At 64.4% G+C, this 25,056-nt stretch carries 26 protein-coding genes and 1 tRNA gene; 16 read left to right on the top strand and 11 right to left on the bottom strand.

Annotation, left to right across the window (positions count from 1 at the left end; translation table 11 throughout):
- Positions 1-41: 41 nt before the first annotated feature.
- Positions 42-446: a hypothetical protein gene (locus FNV92_RS00660; protein ID WP_143842627.1), complete on the top strand. Its 405-nt coding sequence runs from the start codon at positions 42-44 to the stop codon at positions 444-446.
- Between the two features lie 63 nt (positions 447-509).
- Here FNV92_RS00660 and infC read toward each other — a convergent pair whose 3' ends face one another.
- Positions 510-1,049 (bottom strand): translation initiation factor IF-3, encoded by a 540-nt coding sequence (gene infC, locus FNV92_RS00655; protein ID WP_143846126.1) that lies wholly within the window; start codon positions 1,047-1,049, stop codon positions 510-512.
- A gap of 245 nt (positions 1,050-1,294) precedes the next feature.
- On the opposite strand from infC, the gene FNV92_RS00650 reads away from it, so the two are divergent.
- A complete protein-coding gene (locus FNV92_RS00650) occupies positions 1,295-2,083 on the top strand; it encodes an alpha/beta hydrolase (protein ID WP_143842628.1) in 789 nt (262 codons plus the stop codon).
- Positions 2,084-2,231: 148 nt separating this feature from the next.
- Positions 2,232-2,699 (top strand): nuclear transport factor 2 family protein, encoded by a 468-nt coding sequence (locus tag FNV92_RS00645; RefSeq protein WP_143842629.1) that lies wholly within the window; start codon positions 2,232-2,234, stop codon positions 2,697-2,699.
- 138 nt (positions 2,700-2,837) lie between these two features.
- Here the strand turns inward: FNV92_RS00645 and FNV92_RS00640 are convergent, their stop codons facing one another.
- The 3 genes from FNV92_RS00640 to FNV92_RS00630 form a co-directional block, all read right to left on the bottom strand.
- Entirely contained in the window at positions 2,838-3,638 is an 801-nt protein-coding gene (locus tag FNV92_RS00640; protein ID WP_143842630.1) for a thioesterase family protein, read from the bottom strand.
- A gap of 192 nt (positions 3,639-3,830) precedes the next feature.
- A complete protein-coding gene (gene queG, locus FNV92_RS00635) occupies positions 3,831-5,006 on the bottom strand; it encodes a tRNA epoxyqueuosine(34) reductase QueG (RefSeq protein ID WP_143842631.1) in 1,176 nt (391 codons plus the stop codon).
- On the bottom strand, positions 4,955-5,647 hold the full coding sequence (locus FNV92_RS00630) for a glutathione S-transferase family protein (protein WP_014438767.1): 693 nt from the start codon (positions 5,645-5,647) through the stop codon (positions 4,955-4,957). The genes queG and FNV92_RS00630 overlap by 52 nt, the downstream gene beginning before the upstream one ends.
- A gap of 168 nt (positions 5,648-5,815) precedes the next feature.
- Between FNV92_RS00630 and FNV92_RS00625 the strand changes: the two genes are divergently transcribed.
- The 3 genes from FNV92_RS00625 (at position 5,816) to FNV92_RS00615 (ending at position 8,800) form a co-directional block, all read left to right on the top strand.
- The gene (locus FNV92_RS00625; protein ID WP_143842632.1) at positions 5,816-6,622 is read left to right on the top strand and encodes an undecaprenyl-diphosphate phosphatase; all 807 of its coding nucleotides are present in this window, start codon (positions 5,816-5,818) and stop codon (positions 6,620-6,622) included.
- Between the two features lie 108 nt (positions 6,623-6,730).
- Entirely contained in the window at positions 6,731-8,056 is a 1,326-nt protein-coding gene (locus FNV92_RS00620; RefSeq protein ID WP_143842633.1) for an FAD-binding oxidoreductase, read from the top strand.
- Between the two features lie 3 nt (positions 8,057-8,059).
- On the top strand, positions 8,060-8,800 hold the full coding sequence (locus FNV92_RS00615; protein WP_143842634.1) for an SDR family oxidoreductase: 741 nt from the start codon (positions 8,060-8,062) through the stop codon (positions 8,798-8,800).
- A gap of 126 nt (positions 8,801-8,926) precedes the next feature.
- On the opposite strand, the gene FNV92_RS00610 is transcribed toward FNV92_RS00615, so the two are convergent.
- Positions 8,927-9,892, bottom strand: a complete 966-nt coding sequence (locus FNV92_RS00610; protein WP_143842635.1) for a complex I NDUFA9 subunit family protein — start codon at positions 9,890-9,892, stop codon at positions 8,927-8,929.
- A gap of 150 nt (positions 9,893-10,042) precedes the next feature.
- Here FNV92_RS00610 and FNV92_RS00605 point away from each other — a divergent pair.
- A tRNA-Leu gene (locus tag FNV92_RS00605) sits at positions 10,043-10,129 on the top strand.
- Positions 10,130-10,435: 306 nt separating this feature from the next.
- Here the strand turns inward: FNV92_RS00605 and FNV92_RS00600 are convergent.
- The 3 genes from FNV92_RS00600 to FNV92_RS00590 all read right to left on the bottom strand — a co-directional run bounded on the left by FNV92_RS00600 (position 10,436) and on the right by FNV92_RS00590 (position 13,415).
- Positions 10,436-10,921, bottom strand: coding sequence for a lysozyme inhibitor LprI family protein (locus FNV92_RS00600; RefSeq protein ID WP_143842636.1), 486 nt, complete (start codon positions 10,919-10,921; stop codon positions 10,436-10,438).
- A gap of 288 nt (positions 10,922-11,209) precedes the next feature.
- The gene (locus FNV92_RS00595) at positions 11,210-12,481 is read right to left on the bottom strand and encodes an MFS transporter (RefSeq protein ID WP_014438760.1); all 1,272 of its coding nucleotides are present in this window, start codon (positions 12,479-12,481) and stop codon (positions 11,210-11,212) included.
- A gap of 541 nt (positions 12,482-13,022) precedes the next feature.
- Positions 13,023-13,415, bottom strand: a complete 393-nt coding sequence (locus FNV92_RS00590) for a hypothetical protein (protein ID WP_244623784.1) — start codon at positions 13,413-13,415, stop codon at positions 13,023-13,025.
- On the opposite strand from FNV92_RS00590, the gene FNV92_RS00585 reads away from it, so the two are divergent.
- The 9 genes from FNV92_RS00585 to ptsN all read left to right on the top strand — a co-directional run bounded on the left by FNV92_RS00585 (position 13,393) and on the right by ptsN (position 22,572).
- Entirely contained in the window at positions 13,393-14,412 is a 1,020-nt protein-coding gene (locus FNV92_RS00585) for a hypothetical protein (RefSeq protein WP_244623785.1), read from the top strand. The genes FNV92_RS00590 and FNV92_RS00585 overlap by 23 nt on opposite strands.
- A 210-nt stretch (positions 14,413-14,622) precedes the next feature.
- Positions 14,623-15,939 carry a UbiA family prenyltransferase gene (locus tag FNV92_RS00580; protein ID WP_143842639.1) on the top strand — a complete coding sequence of 439 codons (1,317 nt, stop codon included), beginning with the start codon at positions 14,623-14,625 and terminating at the stop codon, positions 15,937-15,939.
- A 117-nt stretch (positions 15,940-16,056) separates the two neighbouring features.
- Positions 16,057-16,671, top strand: a complete 615-nt coding sequence (locus FNV92_RS00575) for a ribonuclease D (RefSeq protein WP_143842640.1) — start codon at positions 16,057-16,059, stop codon at positions 16,669-16,671.
- Positions 16,672-16,813: 142 nt separating this feature from the next.
- Positions 16,814-17,539, top strand: coding sequence for an LPS export ABC transporter periplasmic protein LptC (gene lptC, locus FNV92_RS00570; RefSeq protein WP_143842641.1), 726 nt, complete (start codon positions 16,814-16,816; stop codon positions 17,537-17,539).
- Positions 17,536-18,252 (top strand): LptA/OstA family protein, encoded by a 717-nt coding sequence (locus tag FNV92_RS00565; RefSeq protein ID WP_143842642.1) that lies wholly within the window; start codon positions 17,536-17,538, stop codon positions 18,250-18,252. Before lptC ends, FNV92_RS00565 begins: the two co-directional genes overlap by 4 nt.
- Positions 18,253-18,475: 223 nt before the next feature.
- Entirely contained in the window at positions 18,476-19,462 is a 987-nt protein-coding gene (gene lptB, locus FNV92_RS00560) for an LPS export ABC transporter ATP-binding protein (protein ID WP_143842643.1), read from the top strand.
- 90 nt (positions 19,463-19,552) lie between these two features.
- Entirely contained in the window at positions 19,553-21,175 is a 1,623-nt protein-coding gene (gene rpoN, locus FNV92_RS00555; protein WP_014438752.1) for an RNA polymerase factor sigma-54, read from the top strand.
- An 84-nt stretch (positions 21,176-21,259) separates the two neighbouring features.
- Positions 21,260-21,880, top strand: a complete 621-nt coding sequence (gene hpf / locus FNV92_RS00550) for a ribosome hibernation-promoting factor, HPF/YfiA family (RefSeq protein ID WP_143842644.1) — start codon at positions 21,260-21,262, stop codon at positions 21,878-21,880.
- Between the two features lie 230 nt (positions 21,881-22,110).
- The gene (ptsN, locus tag FNV92_RS00545; RefSeq protein ID WP_014438750.1) at positions 22,111-22,572 is read left to right on the top strand and encodes a PTS IIA-like nitrogen regulatory protein PtsN; all 462 of its coding nucleotides are present in this window, start codon (positions 22,111-22,113) and stop codon (positions 22,570-22,572) included.
- Between the two features lie 390 nt (positions 22,573-22,962).
- Here the strand turns inward: ptsN and FNV92_RS00540 are convergent, their stop codons facing one another.
- The 3 genes from FNV92_RS00540 to FNV92_RS00530 all read right to left on the bottom strand — a co-directional run bounded on the left by FNV92_RS00540 (position 22,963) and on the right by FNV92_RS00530 (position 25,049).
- The gene (locus FNV92_RS00540; protein WP_011083553.1) at positions 22,963-23,235 is read right to left on the bottom strand and encodes a BQ00720 family protein; all 273 of its coding nucleotides are present in this window, start codon (positions 23,233-23,235) and stop codon (positions 22,963-22,965) included.
- Positions 23,236-23,286: 51 nt separating this feature from the next.
- Positions 23,287-23,712 (bottom strand): Hsp20 family protein, encoded by a 426-nt coding sequence (locus tag FNV92_RS00535; RefSeq protein ID WP_014438749.1) that lies wholly within the window; start codon positions 23,710-23,712, stop codon positions 23,287-23,289.
- A gap of 251 nt (positions 23,713-23,963) precedes the next feature.
- A complete protein-coding gene (locus FNV92_RS00530) occupies positions 23,964-25,049 on the bottom strand; it encodes a sn-glycerol-3-phosphate import ATP-binding protein UgpC (protein WP_143842645.1) in 1,086 nt (361 codons plus the stop codon).
- Between the last annotated feature and the right edge of the window lie 7 nt (positions 25,050-25,056).

Raw genomic sequence — 25,056 nt, 5'->3', positions numbered from 1 at the left:
ACCATCATTGTCCAAGTCGTGTCGCTTGAAGCAGGACTAAAATGGCTCATTTCCCGCAGTTGATGTCGTCTTTCGCCGCTCTTGCCCGCCCACGCCGCCTGGCGCTGCTTGCCCTGGTTGCGGCCGCCTTGCTGCCCTCGACCGCCGATGCCCGTGTCGGCGGCTATGACGGCATCTGGAATGTCACTTTCGCCACCACTCGGGGCAATTGCAGCTCCGGCTACAGCGTCCCGTTCACGGTGACCGGCAGCCGGGTCTCGTCGGCCGGCGGCGGCCGGGTTTCCGGCACAGTCCGACGCGGCGGCGCCGTCGCGGTCCAGGTCTCGGTCGGGGCGTCCCACGCCAGCGGTGGCGGCCGGCTCGCCGGTGTGGCCGGCGCCGGCTCCTGGAACGGCATCATTTCCGGCGACCGCTGCAGCGGCACCTGGCAGGCGACGCGGACCTGACAACAAAACGGCCCGCCGGAGAGCCGGACGGGCCGTTGAATTCTCTGCCTTAAAAAGCCTGCGTCAGCGCGGCGCAAGCACCATGACGACCTGGCGGCCTTCGAACCGCGCGTCCTGCTCGACCTTGGCGAGCTCGGCAACGTCGGTCTTGATCTTGTCGAGCAGCTTGGTGCCGATCTCCTGGTGCGCCATTTCGCGGCCGCGATAGCGCAGCGTGATCTTTACCTTGTCGCCCTCTTCGAAGAAGCGCTGCATCGCGCGCATCTTAACTTCGTAATCGTGGTCGTCGATCATCGGGCGGAGCTTGATCTCCTTGATTTCGACGATCTTCTGCCGCTTGCGGGCTTCGGCGGCTTTCTTCTGGGCGGAATACTTGTACTTCCCGTAGTCCATGATCTTGCAGACGGGAGGGCTGACGTTCGGCGAGATCTCGACCAGATCCATGCCGGCTTCCTGAGCCATGCGGATGGCCATGACTGTCTCGACCGTGCCTTTGTTGTCACCGGTCTGATCGATCAGCTGGATCTGCGCATTGCGAATATCATCATTGATGCGCGGCCCGTCTTTGCTGGCAACGGGCGGGGCTTTATTGGGACGGCGAATGGGTGGTTCTCCAAAGTTGTGAAAGAGGCGGCTACTGTGCAGGAAGATAGGTTTGCCGGCAAGCAATTCGCTCGGGCGGGAGGCGAAATACCCTCAAATGCGAGGCATTTCGGTCACGCCCATCGGCACGCTGACGGACATAGACACCTTGCTTCTGTTCCGCAAGCGTCCCAAAGGGCCAATCCCGGGCCGCGCCGCGGAACATGCCCGGACAGCTCAAACTGCACAGCCGGAGTAAACGTTCCATGACCTCTGCCATTTCCGACGCCGTGCTCGACTTCATCGATGTGGGCGAGGGCCCGTCCGCGCGCAGGATCGCGGTGCGCAGCCGTCCCGGAAAGGGCCCCGGCCTGGTCTGGCTGGGCGGATTCAAATCGGACATGCTGGGCGGCAAGGCCGTGGCACTGGACGGCTGGGCCAAGGACCACGGCCGCGCCGTGGTCCGGTTCGACTATTCCGGCCATGGCGAATCCAGCGGTGATTTCGCCGACGGAACCATCGGACGCTGGCTCGAGGACAGCGTCGCAGTGGTCGAGCGATTCTGCGACGGCCCGCAAATCCTGATCGGCTCCTCCATGGGCGGCTGGATGGCCCTGCTGCTCGCTCGCGAGATCAGGAGGCGAACCAGCAAAGCATCGCTGGCGGGGCTCGTGCTGATCGCGCCGGCGCCCGACTTCACCGAAGAGCTGATGTGGAAGAATTTCCCGCCCGAGGTGAAGAAGGAGATCGAGACCAAGGGCTTCTGGCTGCGTCCGTCGGACTATGGCGACGGCTCGCCCTATCCGATCACGCGAAACCTGATCGAGGAGGGGCGCAACCATCTCGTGCTCGGCAGCGCGATCGATCTCGGCTGTCCCGTCCGCATCCTGCAGGGCGCGCAGGACCCTGATGTGCCCTGGCAGCATGCCTTCGCGCTGACCCATCGTCTGCCCGCCGACGATGTCGTGCTGACCATGATCCAGGACGGCGATCACCGCCTGTCGCGCCCGCAGGACATCGCGCGCATTCTTGCCGCGGTGGCCGAGATCGGGTGAAGTGGAGTTCAGAATTCGGTGTCATCATCCGCGAAGGCGGATGATCCAGTATTCCACCAGCGGTCGTGATTGAGCCGGGAAGCCTCGGCGTACTGGATGCCCCGGTCAAGCCGGGGCATGACGGAGAGGGAGAACGGGAGAAACGCCGATGACCACCACCGCCATGCTGCGTGCCTTCTGCGATGCGGTTGAGCAGCGTAACGGCAGAGCGTTTGCCGAGCTGTTCACCGAGGACGGCATCTATCACGACGTCTTTTACGGTGCCTTCGAAGGCCGTGAAAAGATCGCGGCGATGGTCGATGACTGGTTCTATCGCACGGCGACCGATTTCCGCTGGGACATGCATGACCCCGTCACCGACGGTACCACGCTCTATGCGCGCTACACCTTCAGCTATCGCTCGACACTGCCGGAAGCAGGCGGCGCGCGCGCGATGTTCGAGGGCGTCGCGATCATGACGCTGCGTGACGGCAAGATCGTGAGCTATCTCGAGGTTGCCAACACCGCGCCGGCATTCGTCGACCTGAAGTTTGGGCCGGAGCGAATCGCCAAGATCGTCGGCAAGCAGGGCGCGGAACTGAAGGCGCGGCCGGAGATGACGCGGCATCTGGTGTAGGTCTCTCCTCTCGTCATTCCGGGGCGCGCCACTTGGCGCGAGCTATGGTGCGCAATTGCGCACCTGAGAATCCATCGGGCGTCAGAACGAGAGGCAGAATGGATTCCGGGCTCGTGCTTCGCACGCCCCGGAATGACGCTACGGCGGCGGCGATGGCTTCGCCAGCGGCTTGCGCTGCGCCAGCGCTGCGACCGTGGCGGTGCCGATCGGGCCCTCTTCGTCATAGAGCCAGCACTCGCCGATCGCGACGCCGTCGGTGGCCTGGTGGTTGACCACGTCGAAGCCGATCCAGTTCGTCACCGGCAGCCGGTGCAGATAGATCGTCACGTCGCTGTTGATGTAGCCGAGCCCCTTGTCGCCGGCATTCGCAAACGGGCTGGCGAAATCGGCGCCGACGGCGACATGCACGAACGGCGTCATCGGCACGCCCGCCACGAGTTCGCGCACCTCGCTCATCCACAGCCGCCGCGGACCGAGCGATCCCATGTGGCCGACGATCGGCCGTGTCGTCCATTTGCCGTTCATGCCGAGCCGGGGATCGGTGGGCTTTGGAATGTCGGCCGGCTTCGGCACCTCCCAGTTCGGCGGCGACCAGACATTGCCGTCGGGATTCTGCGTTCGGCGCAGCAGCTGACAGGACGCGCGCGCCATGCTGATGCCGCCCGAGACGAACTCCGCCTCGACCACGCGGATACGCAGTCCGTCGCGCACCAGCCGCGTCGTCACTTGAATCGGCTTGTCGATGGTCGGCAACTTGTACATGTCGACGGTGAGCCGCGCCGGCACGTAGTCAAGGCCGGAATGGCGCTCCTCGATGGCGAAGCCGAGCAGGCCGATGATGACGCGGCCGTGCAGAGATTTCGGATCCCACGGACCGTTGGCGACTTCCGTCGGGTGGAATGTATCGCCGTCGCGGGTGAAGAAAGGCATGTTTGTCATGACGCGCGACCTTGAAGGAAGCTGCGGGGAAATCAAGGGTGGTGCTCCACGCGGTTAGGGGCGGTGGATGCTTCCCACACTCCGCTGTCGCCCGCGAAGGCGGGCGATCCAGTATCCCAGAGGCAGCAGTGATTGAGTCGAGATGCCGCGGCGTACTGGATTCCCCGCCTGCGCGGGGAATGACACCGAGACTCAGGAAGCGCCGCTCCACTCCTCACGCACGCTGTCGTCACGCTCGTTGCTCATTGCGGCAGACTTGGTCACTTCAAACTCATCGCGTGGCACCAACTGCCCGAGTGCCCACACCGCCGCCCCGCGCACCAGCGGGCTCGCATCATCGAGCAATCGTCGGGCCTCCTCTGCCAGCGCCACCTCTCCGGAGTTGCCGATCGCGATCAGCACGTTCCGCAAGAACCGGTCGCGGCCGATGCGCTTCACCGGCGACTTCGTGAACAGCGCTCGAAACGCAGCGTCATCCAGCCTTGCGAGTTCGGCGAGACCCGGCGCCCGCAATTCCTCGCGCGCAGCGAGCTTCGCTTCGCGGCCCTCTTGCGCGAACTTGTTCCAGGGACACGCCGCCAGGCAATCGTCGCAGCCATAGATGCGGTTGCCGATGGCTTTGCGAAACTCGCGCGGGATCGGTCCCTTGTTCTCGATGGTGAGATACGAGATGCAGCGCCGCGCGTCGAGCTTGTAAGGCGACGTAAACGCCGACGTCGGGCAGATGTCGAGGCAGGCCCGGCACGAGCCGCAATGATCGATCTCGGCATCGTCGCGCGGCAGCTCGAGCGTGGTGTAGATCGCGCCGAGAAATAGCCACGAGCCGAATTCGCGCGAGACGAGATTGGTGTGCTTGCCCTGCCAGCCGAGACCCGCGGTCTGCGCCAGCGGCTTCTCCATCACCGCCGCGGTGTCGACGAACACCTTCACTTCCGACGGTGCGGTTGCGACCAGCCAGCGCGCCAACGCCTTAAGGCGCTTCTTGATGAGGTCGTGATAGTCGTCGCCTTGCGCATAGACCGAAATCGCCGCGCGCGTGCGTTCCTTCAGGATTGCTAGCGGATCGCAGTCGGGGCCGTAATTCACGCCGAGCATGATCACGCTGCGCACGTCGGCCCACAGCCCGCGCGGATCGACGCGGCGCTCCGGCTGCGCGGCCAGCCAGTCCATGTCGCCATGGCCGCCCGAGGCGATGAATTCGAGAAAATGCTGTCCCGCGTCCTCAATCGTCCCCGGCACCGTGATGCCGATGCAGTCGAAGCCGAGCGCGCGCGCCTCGTTCGCAAGCGCCGTCTTCAGTCCAGCCGGATTGGAGTTCAGAAATCCAGGTCCACGTAGGTCCGCGACGCCGGCACGCCCGCCAGCCATTCGCTCAGCAGCGGACGGAACGACGGGCGGGATTTCACCCGCGCGTACCACGCCTTTGCCGCGTCGTCCTCGCTCCATGGCACGTCGCCCAGATAGTCGATCGCCGAGAGATGCGCCGCGGCGGCGAGATCCGCGTAAGTGAGCCGGTCGCCGGCGAGGAAATTACGCGTCTGCGCCAGCCAGCCGATATAGGCCAGATGATAGCGTACATTTGCCTTGGCCGCGCGCATCACGTCGGCCGAGGGCGCGCCGCCGCCGCTGTCCTCGCTCATGAAGCGCTTGTAGATGCGCTCGGTGACGAGTGGGTGAGACACTTCCTCGAAGAATTTTTCGTTGAACCAGGCCATCAGCCGGCGCACCTCGACGCGCTCGGCGATGGTGTCCGGCATCAGACGCTTGGGCCCCATCTCGTGACCATAGGCCTCGTCGACATATTCGGCGATGATGGCCGCGCCCGGGATCGGCGGCTGCTCCTCGTCCACCATGACGGGCGTCGTTCCCGCCGCATTGAGCAGCAGAAATGCCTCGCGCCGTTCCCAGCTGCGCTCCTCGACGAGGCGCAACTCGAGTCCGTATTCCCCCGCGATCAGGCGGATAAAGCGCGAATGCGGACAGAACGGATGATGATACAGCGTAAACATGAAGCCTTTGACTATGTGATGGTGCTTAAGAATCCATCAATGTTTGTGCGGCGCCACACTAGTCCTTCAAAACCGCGAAGCAAGGGCGGGACGTCGCATTTTGCGATTGCAGCATTGGGGGGAATAGGCGAGAAGAACCCGCTTTTCCAGCGGAAATGGACCGTAAATATGTCAGACGCAATACGGGCAGTGATCCTCGGCATCATCGAGGGTGTGACCGAGTTCCTTCCCGTTTCCTCGACCGGCCACCTGCTGCTTGCGGAGCGTTTCTTCCATCTCGGCGAAGGCGCGTTCTGGGATTCGTTTACGGTTCTGATCCAGCTCGGCGCGATCCTTGCGATCGTCGTGCTGTACTTCAAGAAATTGTGGGACGTCGCGATCGGCATGGTCACCGGCGATGCCGATGCGCGCCGCTTCGTGATCGGCGTGCTGGTGGCTTTCCTGCCCGCGGTGATCGTCGGCCTCGTCGCCGGCAAATACATCAAGAGCCTGCTGTTCAATCCGTGGGTCGTCTGTTTCTCGCTGATCGTCGGCGGCGCCATCCTGTTGTGGGTGGACCGGCTCGATCTCAAGGCGCGCGAGCATGACGCCACCCGCTTTCCGCTGCTGATGTATCTCTATATTGGTATCGCGCAGTGCATCGCGATGATCCCGGGCGTGTCGCGCTCCGGCGCCAGCATCGTCGCGGCGATGTTCCTGGGGGCCGACAAGCGCGCCGCGGCGGAGTTCTCGTTCTTCCTCGCCATTCCCACCATGATCGGCGCGTTCGCCTACGACTTCTACAAGAACCGCTCCGAGATGACGATGGACCACATGGGCGTCGTCGCGATCGGCTTCGTTGTGTCGTTCATCACCGCGATCATCGTGGTGAAGACTTTCCTGTCCTACGTCACCCGCCACGGCTTCGTGGTGTTCGCCTGGTGGCGCGTCATCGTCGGCACCCTCGGCCTGATCGCGCTGGCGCTGGGACATTGAGCTTCAGGCCCGGGCTACGCTTTTCCACCAAGCCTTCAACGCAATATAAGCTTTTGACTGGTAGGCAGTTTCCAACGAAAGGCGCGTGCCCTGCACAGGAGCTGAACCATGACCCTCGTCAGCGGCTGGGGACGTTTCCCGGTCGTCGATAGTGAACTCCTGCGGCCGCGGTCGTTCGAGGCCGTGGGCGAAGCCGTGGTGACCGGCTCCGTGGCGAGGGGCAACGGCCGCGCCTATGGCGATGCCGCGATCGGTGCCGTCAGAACCGTCGCCATGACGGGCTTCGACCGGGTCAGGTCGTTCGATCCCGTGACCGGGCGTATTCGCCTCGAGGCCGGCGTGCTGCTGTCGGATCTGATCGACACGTTTGGTCCGCGCGGCTTTCTCCCGTTCGTCGTTCCCGGCACGCGCTTCGTGTCAGTCGGCGGCGCCATCGCGGCCGATGTGCACGGCAAGAACCATCATTGCGAGGGCGGCTTCGGCCGGTACGTCGACAGCATCCTGCTGCGCACCGGGCAGGGCGAGACCATCGAGGCCTCGCGCGAGGAGAATTCCGATGCGTTTTTCGCGACCATCGGCGGCATGGGCCTCACCGGAATCATTCTCGAAGCGACGATGCGGCTGCGCACCGTCGAGACCGGTTGGATTCGCGAGCGGGTGATCTCCGCATCCGATCTCGATGCGGCGATGGGCGCGCTCGACGCTGGCGATTCATCAACCTATTCGGTGGCGTGGATCGATTGCGCGGCGCGAGGGCGCGATCTCGGCCGCTCACTGATCTATCTCGGCGAGCACGCGGGCAGAGGCGAGCTCGCTGAAGGCATCGATGTGTTTCCTTCTGGCAAAAATCCCGGTCTCGCCGTGCCCTTCGACCTGCCGGCGATGACGTTGAATCGCACCAGCGTCCGCGCCTTCAACGAGCTCTACTACCGCATGGGCGCGCGGCGCGCCGGCGGCAGTCATGTGGTTTCGCTCTATCCCTATTTCTTTCCGCTCGACGCTATCGCCGACTGGAATCGCATCTATGGACGACGCGGCTTTCTTCAGCATCAATGCGTGATTCCGCAAGCTGGTGCCCGCGCCGTGCTCGGCGAGATCCTGGGCCGGGTCGCAGCGCGCGGCGATGCGTCCTTCCTCGCGGTGCTCAAGAAGCTCGGCCAGGGCGACGGCATCCTGTCGTTTCCGTTGCCCGGCTATACGCTGGCGCTGGATTTTCCGGTGAAGGGCGACATCATGAACTTCCTCGACGAGATCGACCACCTCGTCGTCGCCGCCGGCGGACGGCTCTATCTCGCCAAGGACGCGCGCCAGTCGCGCGCGACGTTCGAGGCCGGCTATCCGGCCCTGCAACGCTTCAACGCGATTCGCAGATCGCTCGATCCTGCCGGAAACATTCGCTCGAAACTTTCACAACGCCTGTTCGATGAGGTTTAAGCCGTGACGTCACGCAAGACCGTAATTGTGCTCGGTGGCTCCTCCGACATCGGCCGCGCCGCCGCGCGCGCCTTTGCCAAGGCCGGATACGATGTCGCCCTCGCCGGCCGCGATGTCGCCGCGCTGGAGCCAGACGCCGCGGATCTGCGCGCGCGTTACGATGTCGTTGTTGGTCTCTACAAGTTCGATGTGCTCGACACCGCCTCGTTCGAGGGATTCGTGAACGGGCTTCCGGCGCTACCTGACGTCGTCATCTCGATCGTCGGCTTGCTGGGTGTGCAGGAGAACGCCGAGAGCGATCTCGCCCACGCCACCACGATCATGCGTTCGAACTATGAAGGCCCGTCGCTGATCCTGGGCCTGTTCGCCGAAAAACTCCTGGCGCGCGGCACCGGCACGATCGTCGGCGTGTCCTCGGTTGCCGGCGATCGCGGCCGCGCCTCGAACTATGTCTACGGCTCGGCGAAAGCAGGCTTCTCCGCGTTTCTCTCAGGCCTGCGCGCGCGCGCGAGCCGCGGCGGCGTTCACGTCGTCACGGTGAAGCCGGGCTTCGTCCGTACCAGGATGACTGAGGGCATGAAGCTGATCGGTCCGCTCACCGTGGATGCGCCCGTCGTGGGCGGCGCGATCCTCAGCGCCGTCGAGAACAAGAGCGACGTCGTCTACGTCAGCGGCAAATGGCGCCTCGTGATGCTGATCATCAAGACGCTGCCGGAAGCGGTGTTCAAGAAGCTGAAGTTTTAATGTTCTTGCGGCTTGCACCACAGTCTCGTCATGCCCGGCCTTGTGCCGGGCATCCACGTTGTCGGCATCCGCGTTAACAAAGACGTGGATGGCCGGGACAAGCCCGGCCATGACGGCATGGAGGTGCTACGCGCTCTTGCGCTGGAATTGGCCCTGGGGGCGGAAGCGCCAGAGATATTGCGGGGCGATCGCTTCCAGCGAATCGGCGGCGATGCCAAGTCCTTCAAGCGTCAGGCCTGCGGCCTTTGCCGCATCCGACACGACATTGTCGCGCTGAAGCAGCGTGACCTGGTCCGGCGTCAGCTTCAGCATGCCCGGCGCGAATTGCAGGAAGGCGGCCTTGAAGCGGGCGAGGCCGAACGGCAGGGGCACCAGCATCGGCTTGCGATCGGTGATCTCGAGGATGGCCTCGATGATCTCGCGCATGGTCAGCACTTCCGGCCCGCCGAGCTCGTAGGTGGCGCCCGCCTTGGCCTTGCCGTCGACGGCATCCGCGATCGCGGTGGCGACGTCGCCGACATAGACCGGCTGCATCTTCGTCTCACCGCCGATCAGCGGCATCACCGGCGACATCCGGGCCAGCGCGGCGAAGCGGTTGGTGAACTGGTCCTCGGGGCCGAATACGACCGAGGGACGGAAGATCGTGGCCGACGGCACCGCCGCCATGACCGCCTGCTCGCCGGCCGCCTTGGCGCGCGCGTAGGCTGAGGGCGATTCCGCATCGGCGCCGATCGCCGAGACATGCACCATCCGGGCGCCAATGGCCGCGGCCGCCTTGGCGACGGTCTCGGCGCCCTTGGCCTGGACGGCGTCGAAGCTCTGCGCGCCACCCTCGGCGAGGATGCCGACCAGGTTGATCACGACATCCGAATCACGCAGCGTCGCCTCGACCGAGGCCGGATAGCGCAAATTGGCCTGCACGACGTGGACCTGCCCGACCTTGCCCGAGGGCTGGAGGTATCCGGCCAATTCCGGCCGCCGCACTGCAGCACGGACCCGGTAATCCCGCCGGCACAGCGCGCGGACGACATTCCGGCCCAAAAACCCCGATCCGCCGAAAACCGTGACGAGAGTTTCCGAATTCGATGCCATGGGATCTGATCCTGGGTCCATTCCTGGGGAAGAGCACGTGTTATCAGGCTTGTATCGGGCCGGTTTGCGATGCGCAATCCGCATCCCTACTCATGATTTGACAACCGCGTCACCGAACCTTAGTAACCGCCTCCGTGCCCCAAACGGCATGCCCAGGTGGTGGAATTGGTAGACGCGCTGGCTTCAGGTGCCAGTGGCTTAACGGCCGTGAAGGTTCGAGTCCTTTCCTGGGCACCATCTCCTGCTCAAGCGATTGAAATCGCTCATTTGCAGGGAGTTTGAGCTGCTGACCGGTACGCAAGACCGAGGTACAGCGCTCTTGGCTTACCGAATGGCCTATGTCGCTCGTTGCGTCGACTGAGATCGCAGGCGAACTGGAGGCGGCTGGCCTCGTCGGTCGCTCAGGCAAGCGCTACGCGCCGACAGCCATTGCCCGGATGCCAGGTAAGCTATGAACGACGTCCACCGCGCTCGCGGCCGAAGCCGTCGTGGCTATGTGGGAAAAGGTCGGCAAAGCTGGTGACCCCAAGCGCCCAAGAGGTCTCAGTGCTCATTGACCGCAGCGCCGAGCTTGATCAGGCTCAGCGAGTGGTTCGCGGTCTCGCGCAGGCGGCAGTAGCTCGCGTCGCCCGGGTACATGCCGGGCTCGATTTTGTCGAAGACCGCGCAAAAGCGATCACGCGACGCGGCGAACGTTTTCTGCGAGTCATTGACCGCCTGGATCACGTCGGTGAACCCGCCGGCCTGAACCTTCTTGAGCGCCTCACTTGTTTTCTGCGTCCAAATGGCGAGTTCGCGCGCCGCGCAGGCTTTCCATTTGGCGACGTCGTCATTCGCGCCCTTTGCCGCTTTGATGCAGGGGTCGGCGACGAGCCCGACGCACGCGCCGCCGAAACCGCCGGTTTTCTCCGCGGTCTTCAGGCAGGCATCGATCACCGCAAGGTCGGCTGGCGCGGTGCCCTGGGCGAAAGCCATCGATGCGAGCGGGAGGCTTGCGGCGAGCATCGCGGCGGCAAGTTTGAGCTTCATTGGAGATCTCCGTTCGGCGCATCGAAAATAGGGAACGCACTGCCACTGCGTGCAAATGAAGCTCAGCGAGACGGTACACCGGCGGGTGTGGCGGAAGGGCCGGACGGCAAGTGGGAAGGGGAAGCGAGGGGGTATGCGGCTTCGGCTACGCCTTCTCCAATCAATGCCCTTGAATGCGCCTTGACCTGACTTACGAGATTTTCGACCAACAGGTGATACATGCAACCTTGGTCATCGAAGGCCCAACGTTGGTTCACCTGAATGTGGAAGAGGAGCTGTTGTCGCCCTTCACACCACGCTCTTCCCCGCCCGCTCCGCCACCGACTTCTGCACGAAATACATCGCGACCAGCGTGATGAGCGTCGTCGCGACGACGACATAGCCGATCCGCTCGAAGTGCAGCAGCGAGCCGTCCGGTTGTTGCGAGATGATCGCAGCCGCAAGCACCGAGCCGAGCCCGCCGGAAAGCTGCTGCAGCGATGCGCTGACCGCGCTGAATGATCCGCGCTGGCTGGGATCGGGGATCGCCGAGATCAGCGCCTGCGACGGGATCATGCGCGAGAAGATGCCGACGAACATCAGCACGTTGACGGCGATCGCTGTCGCGAGCGAGACGTGGCCGAGATGGGTGTAGATCAGTACCATGACGATGGTCATCGCGCAGCCGAACACGAAGGTCGGATATTTGCCGAAGGCGTCGCTGGCGCGGCCAACCAGCGGCCCCGTGACGATGCTGAACAGGCCGGAGACGAGATAGATCGTCGGCAGATGCACGATGTCGATGCCGACGTTGTTCACGGTGAAGGCGCTGGAGTACGGCATGATCATGTAGCCGCCGGTCGCGAGCAAGGTCGTAACGGCGAAGGCCAGCGTGTAGCGCGGCTCGCCGACGGTCGCGACCAGATGGTGGAACGGGTTCTTGTCCTGCTTCAGCTTCAGATGCGCGTCGACCGGCTCCATCGCGAAGGCGATGATTGCGATCGTGACGATCGACAGGCCGACGATTGCAAAAAAGCAGGCATGCCAGCTCCAGTGATTGGCGAGAAACAGTCCGGCCGGAACGCCGAGCACCTGGCTCGCGGCGAATGCGGTCTGCACGAAGCCCATCACACGCCCGCGCAGGTGCAACGGAAACAAATCGGTGACGATGGCGAGCACGACCGAGCCGATCACGCCGCCGAACAATCCGGTCACGATCCTGCCGAGCAGCAGCACATGGTAAGTCTGCGCGGCGGCGCAGAGCAGGGTCCCGAGCGTGAAGCCGACATAGAAGAACAGCAGCAGGCGCTTGCGATCGAACCGGTCGGCAAAGCCGGCGGCCAGGATGCCCGATAGCCCGGCGCTGAACGCGTAGGCCGACACCGCAACGCCGAATTGCCCGGCCGTGATGTCGAGCGAAGGCATCAGGATGGCGCCGAGCGGCGACATGATGATGAAATCGAGGATGATAGTGAACTGCGCGAACGCGAGCAGCGCGACGAGGAGCACCTGGTAGCGTGAAAAACCGCGCTGGCGGTCCGGTTGATCGTCGATCGGCGCAGCAAGCGTCTGTTCGGTCATGGGTCTCGATTCATGGCGATCGGGGGAGAGAAACTGGCAGATGGGGTCGAGCGCGCCGCTTTCCACCGGGCGCAGGGCATAAACCCCTCGGGAACATGAAGCTCGCGCCGGGTTGTGGGTTCCGTGCAACAGACTGGCGGCCTTGACCGCCCGGCTTCTCACCAAAAAGAGTGCGCCGACTGAGAAGCCGGGGCATCCGGCCGCCCCCCATGAACATGGGAGGACCGAGTGCTGTGCGAGCCTTGGTAAGCCCTGAGACTTCCCCAAACCGCAGCTCGCATGCTTTGAGTGTCGCGGGAGCGTCAACTACGTTGACGTCGTGGCGGGCCGGGGCTGGAAGCGACTGGGGTCTTCATTCTTCCTGTGCCCCCTTGCCGGTCGCAAGCTTGGAAGACGGGGTTGGGAGGATGAACATGACGATTTCATTGCGAGCGCGAGTCACCGCTTCCCTCGCAACGGCGCTGGTTGCCGTCATCGTAGCTTGCGCAGCTGCGCCGAAAGCCCAGGCTCAGTTCCTGTGTGTGGATGGTGCCGCGTCTGATCAAGGCGCTACGGCCGCCGGATCAGGGAGCAATTTTGCCTGCGGGCCCTCCGCTTCCGCTGGCGGCGCGGGCAGCAACAACTCCGCGATCGGTGCCGGCTCCAACGCCAGCGGCGACAGCAGCTCCAATATTGCGACGGGAAACAATGCCAACGCCAGCGGCAACAACAGTTCCAATAGCGCGACCGGGACGGGAGCCATCGCCAGCGGTGAAGGCAGTAAAAACATGGCGTCCGGAAACAACGCGCAGGCCAGCGGTGACAACAGCAACAATATCGCGACCGGCGCCGGGGCCAACGCCAGTGGCAACAACAGCGGCAATCTTGCGTCCGGGTTGAACGCCCTGGCCAACGGAGACGGCAGCAGGAACGTGGCGACCGGGCGCAGTTCCAATGCCTCCGGGAACAACAGCAGAAATCTTGCGAACGGGTTTGGCGCCAAGGCCTACGGCGACGCCAGCGCCAACACCGCGACGGGGAACAACGCCAACGCCTACGGCAACGGCAGCGCCAACATTGCGTCCGGCGGCAACTCGAACGCGACCGGCGACAACAGCATCAATATCGCGACCGGCTTGAACACCAACGCGAGCGGATCCGGAAGCTATAACGTCGCCACCGGCAACGCCGCCATCGCATATGGCGCCAACAGCTCCAACGCGGCGACCGGCTATCTGGCGAATGCCAGTGGCGCCAATTCGAGGAATATTGCGAACGGCACGCAATCCAATGCCAGCGGCGCCGGCAGCTTCAACATTGCGGTCGGCAACGGCGCCAACGCGAGCGGAAACGGTGTCGCGAACACCGCAGTGGGCAACGGCTCCAACGCCACCGGCGCGAATTCCTCGGCCTTCGGCAATGGCGCCTCCGCAACCTTCGCGAATTCCACCGCGATCGGCAATGGCGCGACCGCGACGCGCGCGAACCAGCAGGTCTACGGCACCGCGAGCAATACCTACACGATGTCCGGCGTCGCCTCGGCCGCGAGCACGGCCGCGCAGTCCGGACCGGTGCAGCTCGTCACCACGGACGCGGCCGGCAATCTCGCGGCCACCTCGCTCAGCGCGCTCGGGTTCGCGAGCCCCGCGGATGTCGCGGGCATCAACAGCCAGCTCGCCGGCATCAATGCCCGCCTCAATGACCTCGACGGCCGGACCAGCAAGGCGATCAACGGTGTCGCGATGGCCTTTGCGATGTCCGGCTCGCCGTGGCTGATGCCGTCTGAAAAGATCGCGATGAGCATGAACTGGGGCACGTTTCAGAACACCAATGCGCTCTCCATGAGCGCGGCGCTCCGCGTCAGCGAGAACGTGCAGGCCAGCGGCGGCCTGACCTATGGCACCAACGGCGGCGGATTGGGGGGCCGCGTCGGAATGCGCGTCGGCTGGTGAAGGCGGGCGCGGCCATTCCGGGCAACGGGCTGCGCGGGCTCCGAGGCGGCGTTTTCGCCGCTCCGCGATGGTTTTCCACCCCGGACCTGCGCTGCTCCCACCCCCCGGTTAAGCCGCCCTTAGCGAATGCCAATTAGGCTCGCGGCCGTCCATTTCCCTGCTCCCCGGCCTTGGAGCCGGTCATTTTGCGGCAAGTCAGAGCGTTTTCGGATGGAGCAGCCTGCCCGGCAGTACGATTCTGGCGCGTCCGCGCCGTCGGCAAGTGCGGTGGCCGCCCGGACGCTGGTCGTCGATCTCGAAGGCGGATTGCTGCGTTCCGAACTTGCCTATGAGGCGCTGTTCGCCGATGTCGGCCGCTCCTTTTCGGGCCTGCGCGCGCGGGGCATGGCGGCGTTCGGCGATGTGCTGGCGCAGGCCGAGATCGACTACGCGCATCTGCCGTATGACCCGAATGTGCTGAACCAGGCGCTCGCGGCGCGGGCGCGTGGCGAGAAGATCTATCTGGTCGCCGGCCGCTTTGCCCGGCATGCGACGGGCATCGCCGCGCATCTCGGCTTCGACGGCATCGTCGCACCGGCCGATCTCGCTGCAGGCGACAAGCTGCCGTTCGATCGCGGCTCCATCGATCGCATCCGGAGCGGCGGCGGCGACGTTGCGAGCCTCAAGACCTGGGCCAAGGCGCTGCGGGTCTATCAATACGCCAAGAACACGCTGGTGTTCGTGCCTGTCATCACCGCGCATCAGCTGAATCTCGCGACGCTCGGCTACGCGCTGCTGGCGTTCCTGGCGTTCTCGGCCTGTGCGTCCGGCGCCTATCTGATGAACGATCTCCTGGATCTCGCCGCGGACAGGCAGCATCCGACCAAGCGCCATCGCGCGCTCGCGGCCGGCGATTTGCCGATCTCCTCGGCGCTCTGGGCGATCCCCGCGCTGTGGCTGTTCGCGGCCGCGGCCGGCCTCTGCATCTCGCCGTTGTTCCTTGGCGTGCTCGGCGCCTATCTCGCCACCACCGTCGCCTATTCGCTCATGCTCAAGCGCAAGATGCTGGTCGACGTCGTCACGCTGGCCGGCCTCTATACGCTGCGCATCATCGCCGGCGCGGTTGGCGTTGGCGTCGTGCTGTCGGAATGGCTGCTGATCTTCTCGCTGTTCGTGTTCACCTCGCTCGCTCTGATCAAGCGCTTCAGCGAGCTCAGCATGCGCGAGAGCGCCGGCCTCGCCGATCCCTCCAACCGCGACTATCGCGTCACCGATTTGCACATCATCGGCGCGATGGCGGCGGCGAGCGCCATGAACGCGGTGACGGTGTTCTCGCTCTACGTCTCGTCGTCGGCAGTGACGCCGCTCTACAGCCGGCCCTGGATGCTGTGGCTGCTCAACCCGCTGCTGCTCTACTGGTTCGGCCGCGCCCTGATGATGGCGCATCGCCGCGAGATGCCCGACGATCCGATTCTCTACACCTTCCGCGACGGCGCCAGCCGGATCACGGTCGCCGCGATGATCTGCATCATGCTGGCGGCGATCTGACCGCGCCCGGCGGAGAACAGCCGGCGCTTGCGCGGGCCGCCGCCAGTGGCTACATCGCGGGCGATCCGGTTAGCCTATGATGCCGACAGACCAATTCCACCCGAGGTTTTGACACGCATGACCGTACGCCTGCATCGCGGCGATTTGCCCGACCTGTCCCGCTACACCAATGCGGTGGCGATCGACACCGAGACCATGGGGCTGAACCCGCACCGCGACCGGCTCTGCGTGGTGCAGCTCTCTCCCGGCGACGGCAGCGCCGACGTGGTGCAGATTCCCCAGGGTCACACCGACGCGCCGAACCTGAAGGCGCTGCTGGCCAATCCAGCGATCACCAAGATCTTCCACTTTGCGCGGTTCGACGTTGCGGTGCTGTACCAGACCTTCGGCGTCATGACCGGGCCGATCTACTGCACCAAGATCGCCTCGCGCCTCGTCCGCACCTATACCGACCGCCATGGCCTCAAGGACCTCGTGCGCGAGGTGCTCAACGTCGACCTCTCCAAGCAGCAGCAATCCAGCGACTGGGGTTCCGACAGCCTGACCGAGCCGCAGCTCGCCTACGCCGCCTCCGACGTGCTGCATCTGCACGCCCTGCGCGAGCGGCTCGATGCCATGCTGGTCCGGGAAGGCCGCACCGCGCTGGCCAAGGCCTGTTTCGACTTCCTGCCGACCCGCTGCCTGCTCGACCTGCAGGGCTGGGAGGAAGAGGACATTTTCGCGCATTCCTGAGCCCTCATCCGGCGGTTAGGGTGGGCCAGCCGCCCCGTTTCGGTCACTTTCGTAACGGCCTGTCGCGGCTGCATATTGCGCGGGTCGCGGGTACAATGAGGCACCATCGCCTCGCAAAGGCGAGCGACACCCTGGAGCAGCGGTGAATTCGGCCCAGTTTCCAACCTACGACGCCGCGCTTGCGGCGAAGTTCGCCAGCGCGGCGCGCCACAGCCGCCTGGTCCGGATTCTGCGCGTTGCGGTGCCGGTGACGGTGGCCGCGTCCATGGCCGCGATTGTTGCCGTCTCGACCTTCCTCAATCCCTTCCAGATCCCCGTGAAGCTCGATGCGGGAAACCTCGTGGTGACAGGCACCAAGATCACGATGGAATCGCCGCACATGTCCGGCTTCACACCGGACCAGCGGCCCTACGAGCTCTGGGCCAAGACCGCGACACAGGACATCACCGATCCCGACCATGTCGATCTCGCCGACCTGCGCTCGAAGGTGCTGATGGAAGACAAATCCACCCTGCTGCTCGACGCCCGCAATGGCCGCTTCGACAACAAGCAGCAGCAGCTCGACCTGCACAAGGACATCTTCCTGCGCACCTCGTCCGGCTACGAGGCGCGGCTGAACTCGGCCTTCGTCGACATGGGCAAGGGCACGGTCTCGTCGGATGAACATGTCGACGTCAAGCTGACCAACGGCACGCTGACCGCCGATCGGCTGCGCATCACGGAAGGCGGCGATGTCATTCGTTTCGAAGGCAATGTGGTGATGCATCTGGACAAGCTGGACGACCCCGCTGCTCAGCCTGCACCGGCCGAGCCCGCACAGCCGGCGAAGACACGCACGCCACAGAACAAGTCTGCCAATTCAAGATGATTTTCATGATGAAGCCTTTTCCGCGCGGCGCTGGTATCGGCCATGTCGCGCTCGTCGTCAGCCTCGTGCTGCTCGCAACGGGCTCGGCGCGCGCGCAAGGCTCCATGCAGGGCGTGCCCAATGCGATGCAGGGCTTTTCGCAGAACCGCGATCAGCCGATCCAGATCGAGGCCGCTTCGCTCGAGATGCGCGACAAGAAGAAGGAGGCGACCTTCTCCGGCAACGTGAAGGTCATCCAGGGCGACACCACCATGACCTCGAAGACGCTGGTGGTGTTCTACGAATCGGGCGGCGACAAGCCCGCCGCGCCGCAGCCCGCGGCCGCCCCGGCAAAGGGCGCGAAGACGGCTCCGATGCAATCGGCGCAGCCGGGCCCGGGCGGCAGCTCCTCGATCAAGCGGCTGGAGGCGCGCGGCAATGTCGTGGTCACCCAGAAGGACCAGGTGGTGACGGGCGAGACCGCCGTGTTCGACACCAAGACCAATCTCATCACCATGCTCGGCGGCGTGGTCCTGACGCAGTGCAAGAACGTGCTGCGCGGCGACCGGCTGATGGTCGACATGACGACAGGCGTGTCGCGGGTGGAATCCGACAGCGGCAGGGTGCAGGCGCTGCTGCCGCAGGGTGGCGGCAGCGATTGCGGGCCAGGTGGTCCGGGCAAGCCCGCCCCAGCTCCGCCTCTGCAACTGCCTGGCGCAGCCAAACAAAAGTAAATTCGGAAAGCGAATTCAACGACTTGGGGCAGGTTCTCCCGATCCGAGGTTGAAGCTTGCCCGGCGAGACTGTATTTACCGCACAGGGCTTTCGAAGCGGGCTTTGCCGCTTTTCGGGCGTGTTTCACTGGGCATGAGACATCCGTTCACTCAGGCTGCGTCGGCGAATCGTGTAGCCGCCGCGGCAGGTCGCGCGAGCACCGCGCAAAGCTAGAAGGCGGGGATGGTCGATCTTTTCAGCATGTTCCGTCGGCGCCCCGCCAAACGCGGCCGGCAAGGATTTGCGCGTCAGGACATCACCGCGCTCGGTGACGGCATCGGCGGTCTCGTGGCCAGCCCTGTCAGGGACGCGCCGCCGATCGCCCGTGACCAGCCGATGCATGCGCCCGACCAGTTCCAGGCGGAGCCGCCGCGGGCCCAGGCGCCTCAGCCCGTCAGGGCCGCCAGCCGGTCCAACGGCGCCGGCGGGCCGCAGTTGCTGAAGCGGCCGGGCTTCCTGGCTGTGCATAGCGTGGAAAAGAGTTTCGGCAGCCGCCAGGTGGTGCGCGGCGTCAGCATCTATGTGCGCCGCGGCGAAGCGGTCGGTCTGCTCGGCCCGAACGGCGCCGGCAAGACCACCGTGTTTTATATGATCACCGGCCTGATCAAGCCCGATCGCGGCGCGATCGAGCTCGACGGCCACGACGTCACCAAGCTGCCGATGTATCAGCGCGCCCGGCTCGGCATCGGCTATCTGCCGCAGGAAGCCTCGATCTTCCGTGGCCTCACGGTCGAGCAGAACATCCGCGCCGTGCTCGAAGTGGTCGAGCCCTCGCGCAAGCAGCGCGAGAAGCAACTCGATTCGCTGCTCGACGAATTCAACATCACGCGCCTGCGGAAATCGCCCTCGATCGCACTGTCAGGCGGTGAGCGCCGCCGCGTCGAGATCGCGCGCGCGCTGGCGACGCGTCCGAACTACATGCTGCTCGACGAGCCCTTCGCAGGCATCGATCCGATCGCCGTCGGCGACATTCAGGATCTCGTCCGCCACCTCACCAATCGCGGCATCGGCGTGCTGATCACCGACCACAATGTGCGCGAGACGCTCGGCCTCACCGACCGTGCCTATATCGTCTATGCCGGGGAAATCTTGACCGAGGGCAGTCCGGATGAGATCGTCGCGGATCCGGACGTTCGCCGCCTTTACCTTGGCGAGGAATTCCGCCTCTAGCCCTTTTTTGCGTTTCGTCAAGGCGTGTACATCGGGCTCAGACTAGGATAAGCAAAAATCGGACCAACTTTTGGGATCGGTTCTTGCTTCATGGCGCTCACGCAGAGATTAGAGTTCCGACAATCGCAGTCGCTGGTCATGACGCCGCAGCTGATGCAGGCGATCAAGCTGCTGCAGCTGTCCAATCTCGATCTCACGACCTTCGTGGAAGAGGAACTCGAGCGAAACCCGCTGCTGGAACGGGCCAACGACGAGCCCCCTGCGGGTGAAGCGCCGGCCGAGGCCGGCCAGTACGGGGATCACGACGATTTCGGCGGCGGTGGCAGCGACGAGCCGGGCGGCGGTCCGGGCGAGGCGTTCGAGCCGGGCCAGGAAGAATGGATGAGCAAGGATCTCGGCACCCGCGCCGAGATCGAGCAGACCCTGGACACGGGCCTGGACAACGTTTTCTCCGAGGAGCCGGCCGAGGCCGCAGCTCGCACCGCGCAGGACGCCGCGCCGACCACCTATACGGAATGGGGCGGCGGTGCTTCCGGTGACGAAGACTACAATCTTGAAGCTTTTGTCGCAGCCGAGACAACGCTTGGCGACCATCTCGCCGAGCAGCTCGCGGTGGCCTTTGCCGGGCCGGCGCAGCGGATGATCGGCCAGTACCTGATCGACCTCGTCGACGAGGCCGGCTACCTGCCGCCCGATCTCGGCCAGGCCGCGGAGCGCCTTGGTGCATCGCAGCAGGCCGTCGACGACGTCCTCGCGGTGCTGCAGAAATTCGATCCTCCCGGCGTCTGCGCACGCAATTTGAGTGAATGCCTGGCGATCCAGCTTCGCGAGCTCGACCGTTACGACCCCGCGATGCAGGCCCTCGTCGAGCATCTCGATCTGCTTGCCAAGCGTGACATCGCCGGCCTGCGCAAGATCTGCGGCGTCGACGACGAGGACATCGCCGACATGATCGGCGAGATCCGCCGCCTCAATCCCAAGCCCGGCATGAAGTTCGGCACGGCGCGGCTCCAGACCATGGTGCCCGACGTCTACGTCCGCCCGGGTCCCGACGGCGGCTGGCATGTCGAGCTCAACAGCGACACCTTGCCGCGCGTGCTGGTCAACCAGACCTACTATTCCGAGCTGTCGAAGAAGATCGGCAAGGACGGCGACAAATCCTATTTCACCGACGCGCTGCAGAACGCGACCTGGCTGGTGCGCGCGCTCGACCAGCGCGCCCGCACCATCCTGAAAGTTGCAACCGAGATCGTGCGCCAGCAGGACGGCTTCTTCACGCACGGCGTGGCGCACCTGCGGCCACTGAATCTGAAGGCCGTCGCCGACGCCATCCAGATGCACGAATCCACGGTGTCGCGCGTCACCGCCAACAAATACATGGCGACAAATCGCGGCACATTCGAGTTGAAATATTTCTTCACGGCGTCGATCGCCTCGGCCGACGGCGGCGAGGCGCATTCGGCCGAAGCCGTGCGTCACCACATCAAGCAACTGATCGATTCGGAAGCGCCGGCCGCGATCCTGTCGGATGACACCATCGTGGAACGGTTGCGGGCCTCGGGCATTGATATTGCCCGCCGCACGGTCGCGAAGTACCGCGAAGCCATGCGCATTCCGTCCTCGGTGCAACGCCGCCGCGACAAGCAGAGCGCTCTTGGTAACGTCATCTCCACCGCAATGTCCGATCGCTCCCGCAACACCGAGCCGGCCTGATTGCGCTGGCGCGAAATCGCGCTACTCTCATCCCCCCTATCGCGACCGATCCAAGCTAGGCGATCAAACCAAGCGAGGCATCACATGACTCTTCGGGTTTCGGGCAAGAGCGTCAGCGTCGGCGAGGCCCTGCGCGGCCGCGTCTCCGACCGGACTGAAGAGGTCCTGCGCAAATATTTCGACGGCAATTATTCCGGCCACATCACGCTCAGCAAGGACGGCTTCGGCTTCCGCACCGACTGTGCCCTGCATCTCGATTCGGGGATCACGCTGGAGGCCGATTCGAACGCGGCGGACGCCTATGCCAGCGCCGACCAGGCCCTGGTGATGATCGAGAGGCGGCTCAAGCGCTACAAGAGCCGGCTCAAGGACCGCTCGGCCCGAAAGGCCCATGTCGCCTCCGCCGCGCTCGCCGCCATGGACGCGACGAGCTACGTGCTGGAAGCCCCAGGCGAGGGTGAGGACGAGGAGGAGGTCACCGGCTACAGCCCCGTGATCATCGCCGAGGCCACCACCTCCCTGAAGCAGCTGTCGGTCAGCGAGGCCGTCATGGAACTCGACCTCAGCGGGGCACCCTGCCTGGTATTCCAGCATGGTTCCAGCGGCCGGGTGAACATCATCTACCGCCGGGCCGACGGCAATGTGGGCTGGATCGATCCGCCCGGAGCCAAAACAGACCAGGCGGATGGCAAGTCGGGCGGTTAAGGCCGGAACACCACCCCGTACGATCCGCAGCCCTTAATAATGGCCGTGGCAAAGCCGCACGCGGGAGTTGGCACCGGGATTGCGTTGGAGTAGAAGCGCCCCACATCAGGACCTAACGGGACTTGGGCTAAGTCCTCCTCCTGCTTCACCTTCTTGACGCCGGCCCGGCTCAGTTCGACTGAGCAGGCCAATTCGGAACCTGACGGTTTAATTCACCTCGGAAACCATCCATGCCGATTACCGATCTGGTCGCGCCCGAGGCGATTCTCCCTGCATTAAAGGTCAACAGCAAGAAGCAGGCGCTCCAGGAGCTGGCGGCCAGGGCTGCCGAGCTGACCGGACAGAACGAGCGCTCGGTGTTCGAGGTGCTGCTGCAGCGTGAGAAGCTCGGCACCACCGCGGTCGGCTACGGCGTCGCCATTCCTCACGGCAAGCTGCCGAAGCTGGAAAAGATCTTCGGCCTGTTCGCGCGTCTCGATCGCCCGATCGATTTCGAGGCGATGGACGGCCAGCCGGTCGATCTCGTCTTCCTGCTGCTCGCCCCCGAAGGCGCCGGCGCCGACCACCTCAAGGCCCTCGCCCGCATCGCCCGCCTCTTGCGCGACCAGGACATCGCCAAGAAGCTCCGCGCCTCGCGCGACGCCCAGGCGATCTATTCGGTGCTGGCATTGCCTCCGGCGACCGCGGCGTAATCTCGCGCTGACTGCGAAAGCGCGTGCTGCATCTCGCTTTCGTGCCCCGGACGCAGCGCAGCGCTTCTCAAGCGATGCGCTGCAGAGCCGGGGCCCATGTCACCGCGTCTTCCCGTATCACTTCTAGGTCCCTGCTCTGCGCAGCAACGCATGCGCGTTGCGCCGCGTCCCGACCCGAGAGTAGTGGCGCGCTGCAGCCTTACACTCCGTCATTGCGAGGAGCGAAGCGACGAAGCAATCCAGAGTCTCGCCGCGGAAAGATTCTGGATTGCTTCGCTGCGCTCGCAATGACGCGAAGCGTGAGACGATCCATCATCCAAAAATAAAACGGGCACGCCTTCACACAAAGGCATGCCCGCTTGAATCTCTATCCCTGCGACGTGCGCGCGCTCAGTGCACGCTCACCGCTTGCAGCTCGTTGCTCCAGGCGTTGGCGACCGCGGCTTCGCGGCTGTCGGTCAGCATGATCGGCGTGCCGTCGGCGGCGTGGAGCGCGAAGAGCTTGAGGCCCGGCGCGATTTTCGGCGCTTCGGGAAACAGGCCCGGCACGTCTTCCGAGCGGATCTGCTTCACATAGGCGATATGGCCTTCGCCGAGAGTTGCCAGCGTCTCCGGAGAGACATTCTTGGCTTCGTATTCGAACGCAACGTGACCTTCACTCATGGTCTCGACTCCTTCACAGAAACTAAGCGGTCGAGTCCGCTACTCGTTCCATTATTCGTGCTCATTGATAGCGATTGTCTTAACGATCCTCTCCGGTTCAGGCCGGGCAAGATCGACCGACAGCAGCCCGTTCTTCAGATCCGCACCCAGCACCAGCATCCCTTCCGCCAGCACGAAGGTGCGCTGGAAGTGGCGCGCGGCGATGCCGCGATGGATGTATTGCCGGGTCTTGTCGTCCTGCTGACGCCCGCGAATGACGAGCTGGTTTTCCTCAATGGTAACATCGAGTTGATCGCGGGTGAATCCGGCGACCGCCAGCGTGATCCGCAGCCGCTCGGGCTGGCCGTCAGATCGGTCGCACCGCTCGATATTATAGGGCGGATAACCGTCGGCGCCTTTGACGACGCGATCGAGCACGCGCTCGATCTCATCGAAGCCCAGAAGGAACGGACTGGATAACGTAGGAACACGAGACATAGTTTACAAAGTCCTCTCGAAGCGACTTTGGCATTTCAGGGCCCATAGAGGCACCCCTTGATCAGCAATATGGGCATATCCCCGTGTCGGTTCAAGGACGTAGCGGGGGCTGTGGATGGGCCATTGACGATCGCCGCAGTCCGGAGCCCGGCGAGTTCGCCGCGCGATTTATCCCAACGAAAACAGCACCCCGTCTACTGTGCATGGGGTTGTTTTCGCGCCGTTTGATCGAAGAGCCCCTGCCGAGGCGGTCAGGCCTCGATTCGCGTCCGCCCGTCGCCGCTGAACAGATGCAGCTTCGCCCGTACCGCTGCGACGCGGATTTTCGCGCCGATGGCGGGGGCCTCGGTTCCGGGAACGCGGACGATGACCTCGCCGGGCGGCAGCTCGCCCGGTGTGGCGGCGATTCGCTGCTCGTCCTGGGCTCGCGAGCCGTAGATGAAGGTTTCGGCGCCGACGCGCTCGATGGCTTCGATCGTGAGCGGAAGCGTGACGCCGCCGGCGGGCGTCTGGTCGGTGATGACGAAATCTTCCGGCCGGATGCCGAGGATGCCGGCCTCAGCTGCGCTGCCGCCGAGCTGCGACTTGATCTCGTCGGAGCGTATCGACATCAGGTTCATCGGCGGCGCCCCGATGAAGGAGGCGACGAAAGTGGTCGCCGGCTTCTCGTAGATCGCCAGCGGATTGCCGACCTGCTCGACCTGGCCGCCGTTCATCACGACGAGAATGTCGGCGAGCGTCATCGCTTCCAATTGGTCGTGGGTGACGTAGATCGACGTCGTGTTCAGCCGGCGCTGCAATTTGCGGATCTCGACGCGCATCGCGATGCGCAGTTTTGCGTCGAGATTGGAGAGCGGCTCGTCGAACAGGAACACCTTTGGCTGACGCACGATGGCGCGGCCCATGGCGACGCGCTGGCGCTGGCCGCCGGAGAGCTGGCGCGGCTTGCGATCCAGCATCGAGGTGAGCTCGAGCACGCGCGCGGCCTCGTCGACGCGGGTCTTAACCTCGGCCTCCTTCATGCCGCGGTTACGCAGGCCGTAGGCCATGTTGTTGAAGACGCTCATATGCGGGTAGAGCGCGTAGTTCTGGAACACCATCGCGATGTCGCGATCGGCGGGCTCGATCTGGTTGACGATTCGTCCGCCGATATCGATCTCGCCGCCGGTGACGGTCTCGAGCCCCGCGACCATGCGCAGCAGTGTCGACTTGCCGCAGCCGGAAGGGCCGACCAGCACGCAGAACTGGCCGTCGGCCACATCGACGTTGACGCCCTTGATGGCCTCGAAGCCGCCGGGATAGGTCTTGCGGACGTTGTGCAGGGTGACGTTAGCCATAAGAACT

It is taken from the genome of Bradyrhizobium cosmicum (assembly GCF_007290395.2).
Taxonomy (GTDB): domain Bacteria; phylum Pseudomonadota; class Alphaproteobacteria; order Rhizobiales; family Xanthobacteraceae; genus Bradyrhizobium; species Bradyrhizobium cosmicum.
This window is presented reverse-complemented; position numbering and strand designations above follow the sequence as displayed.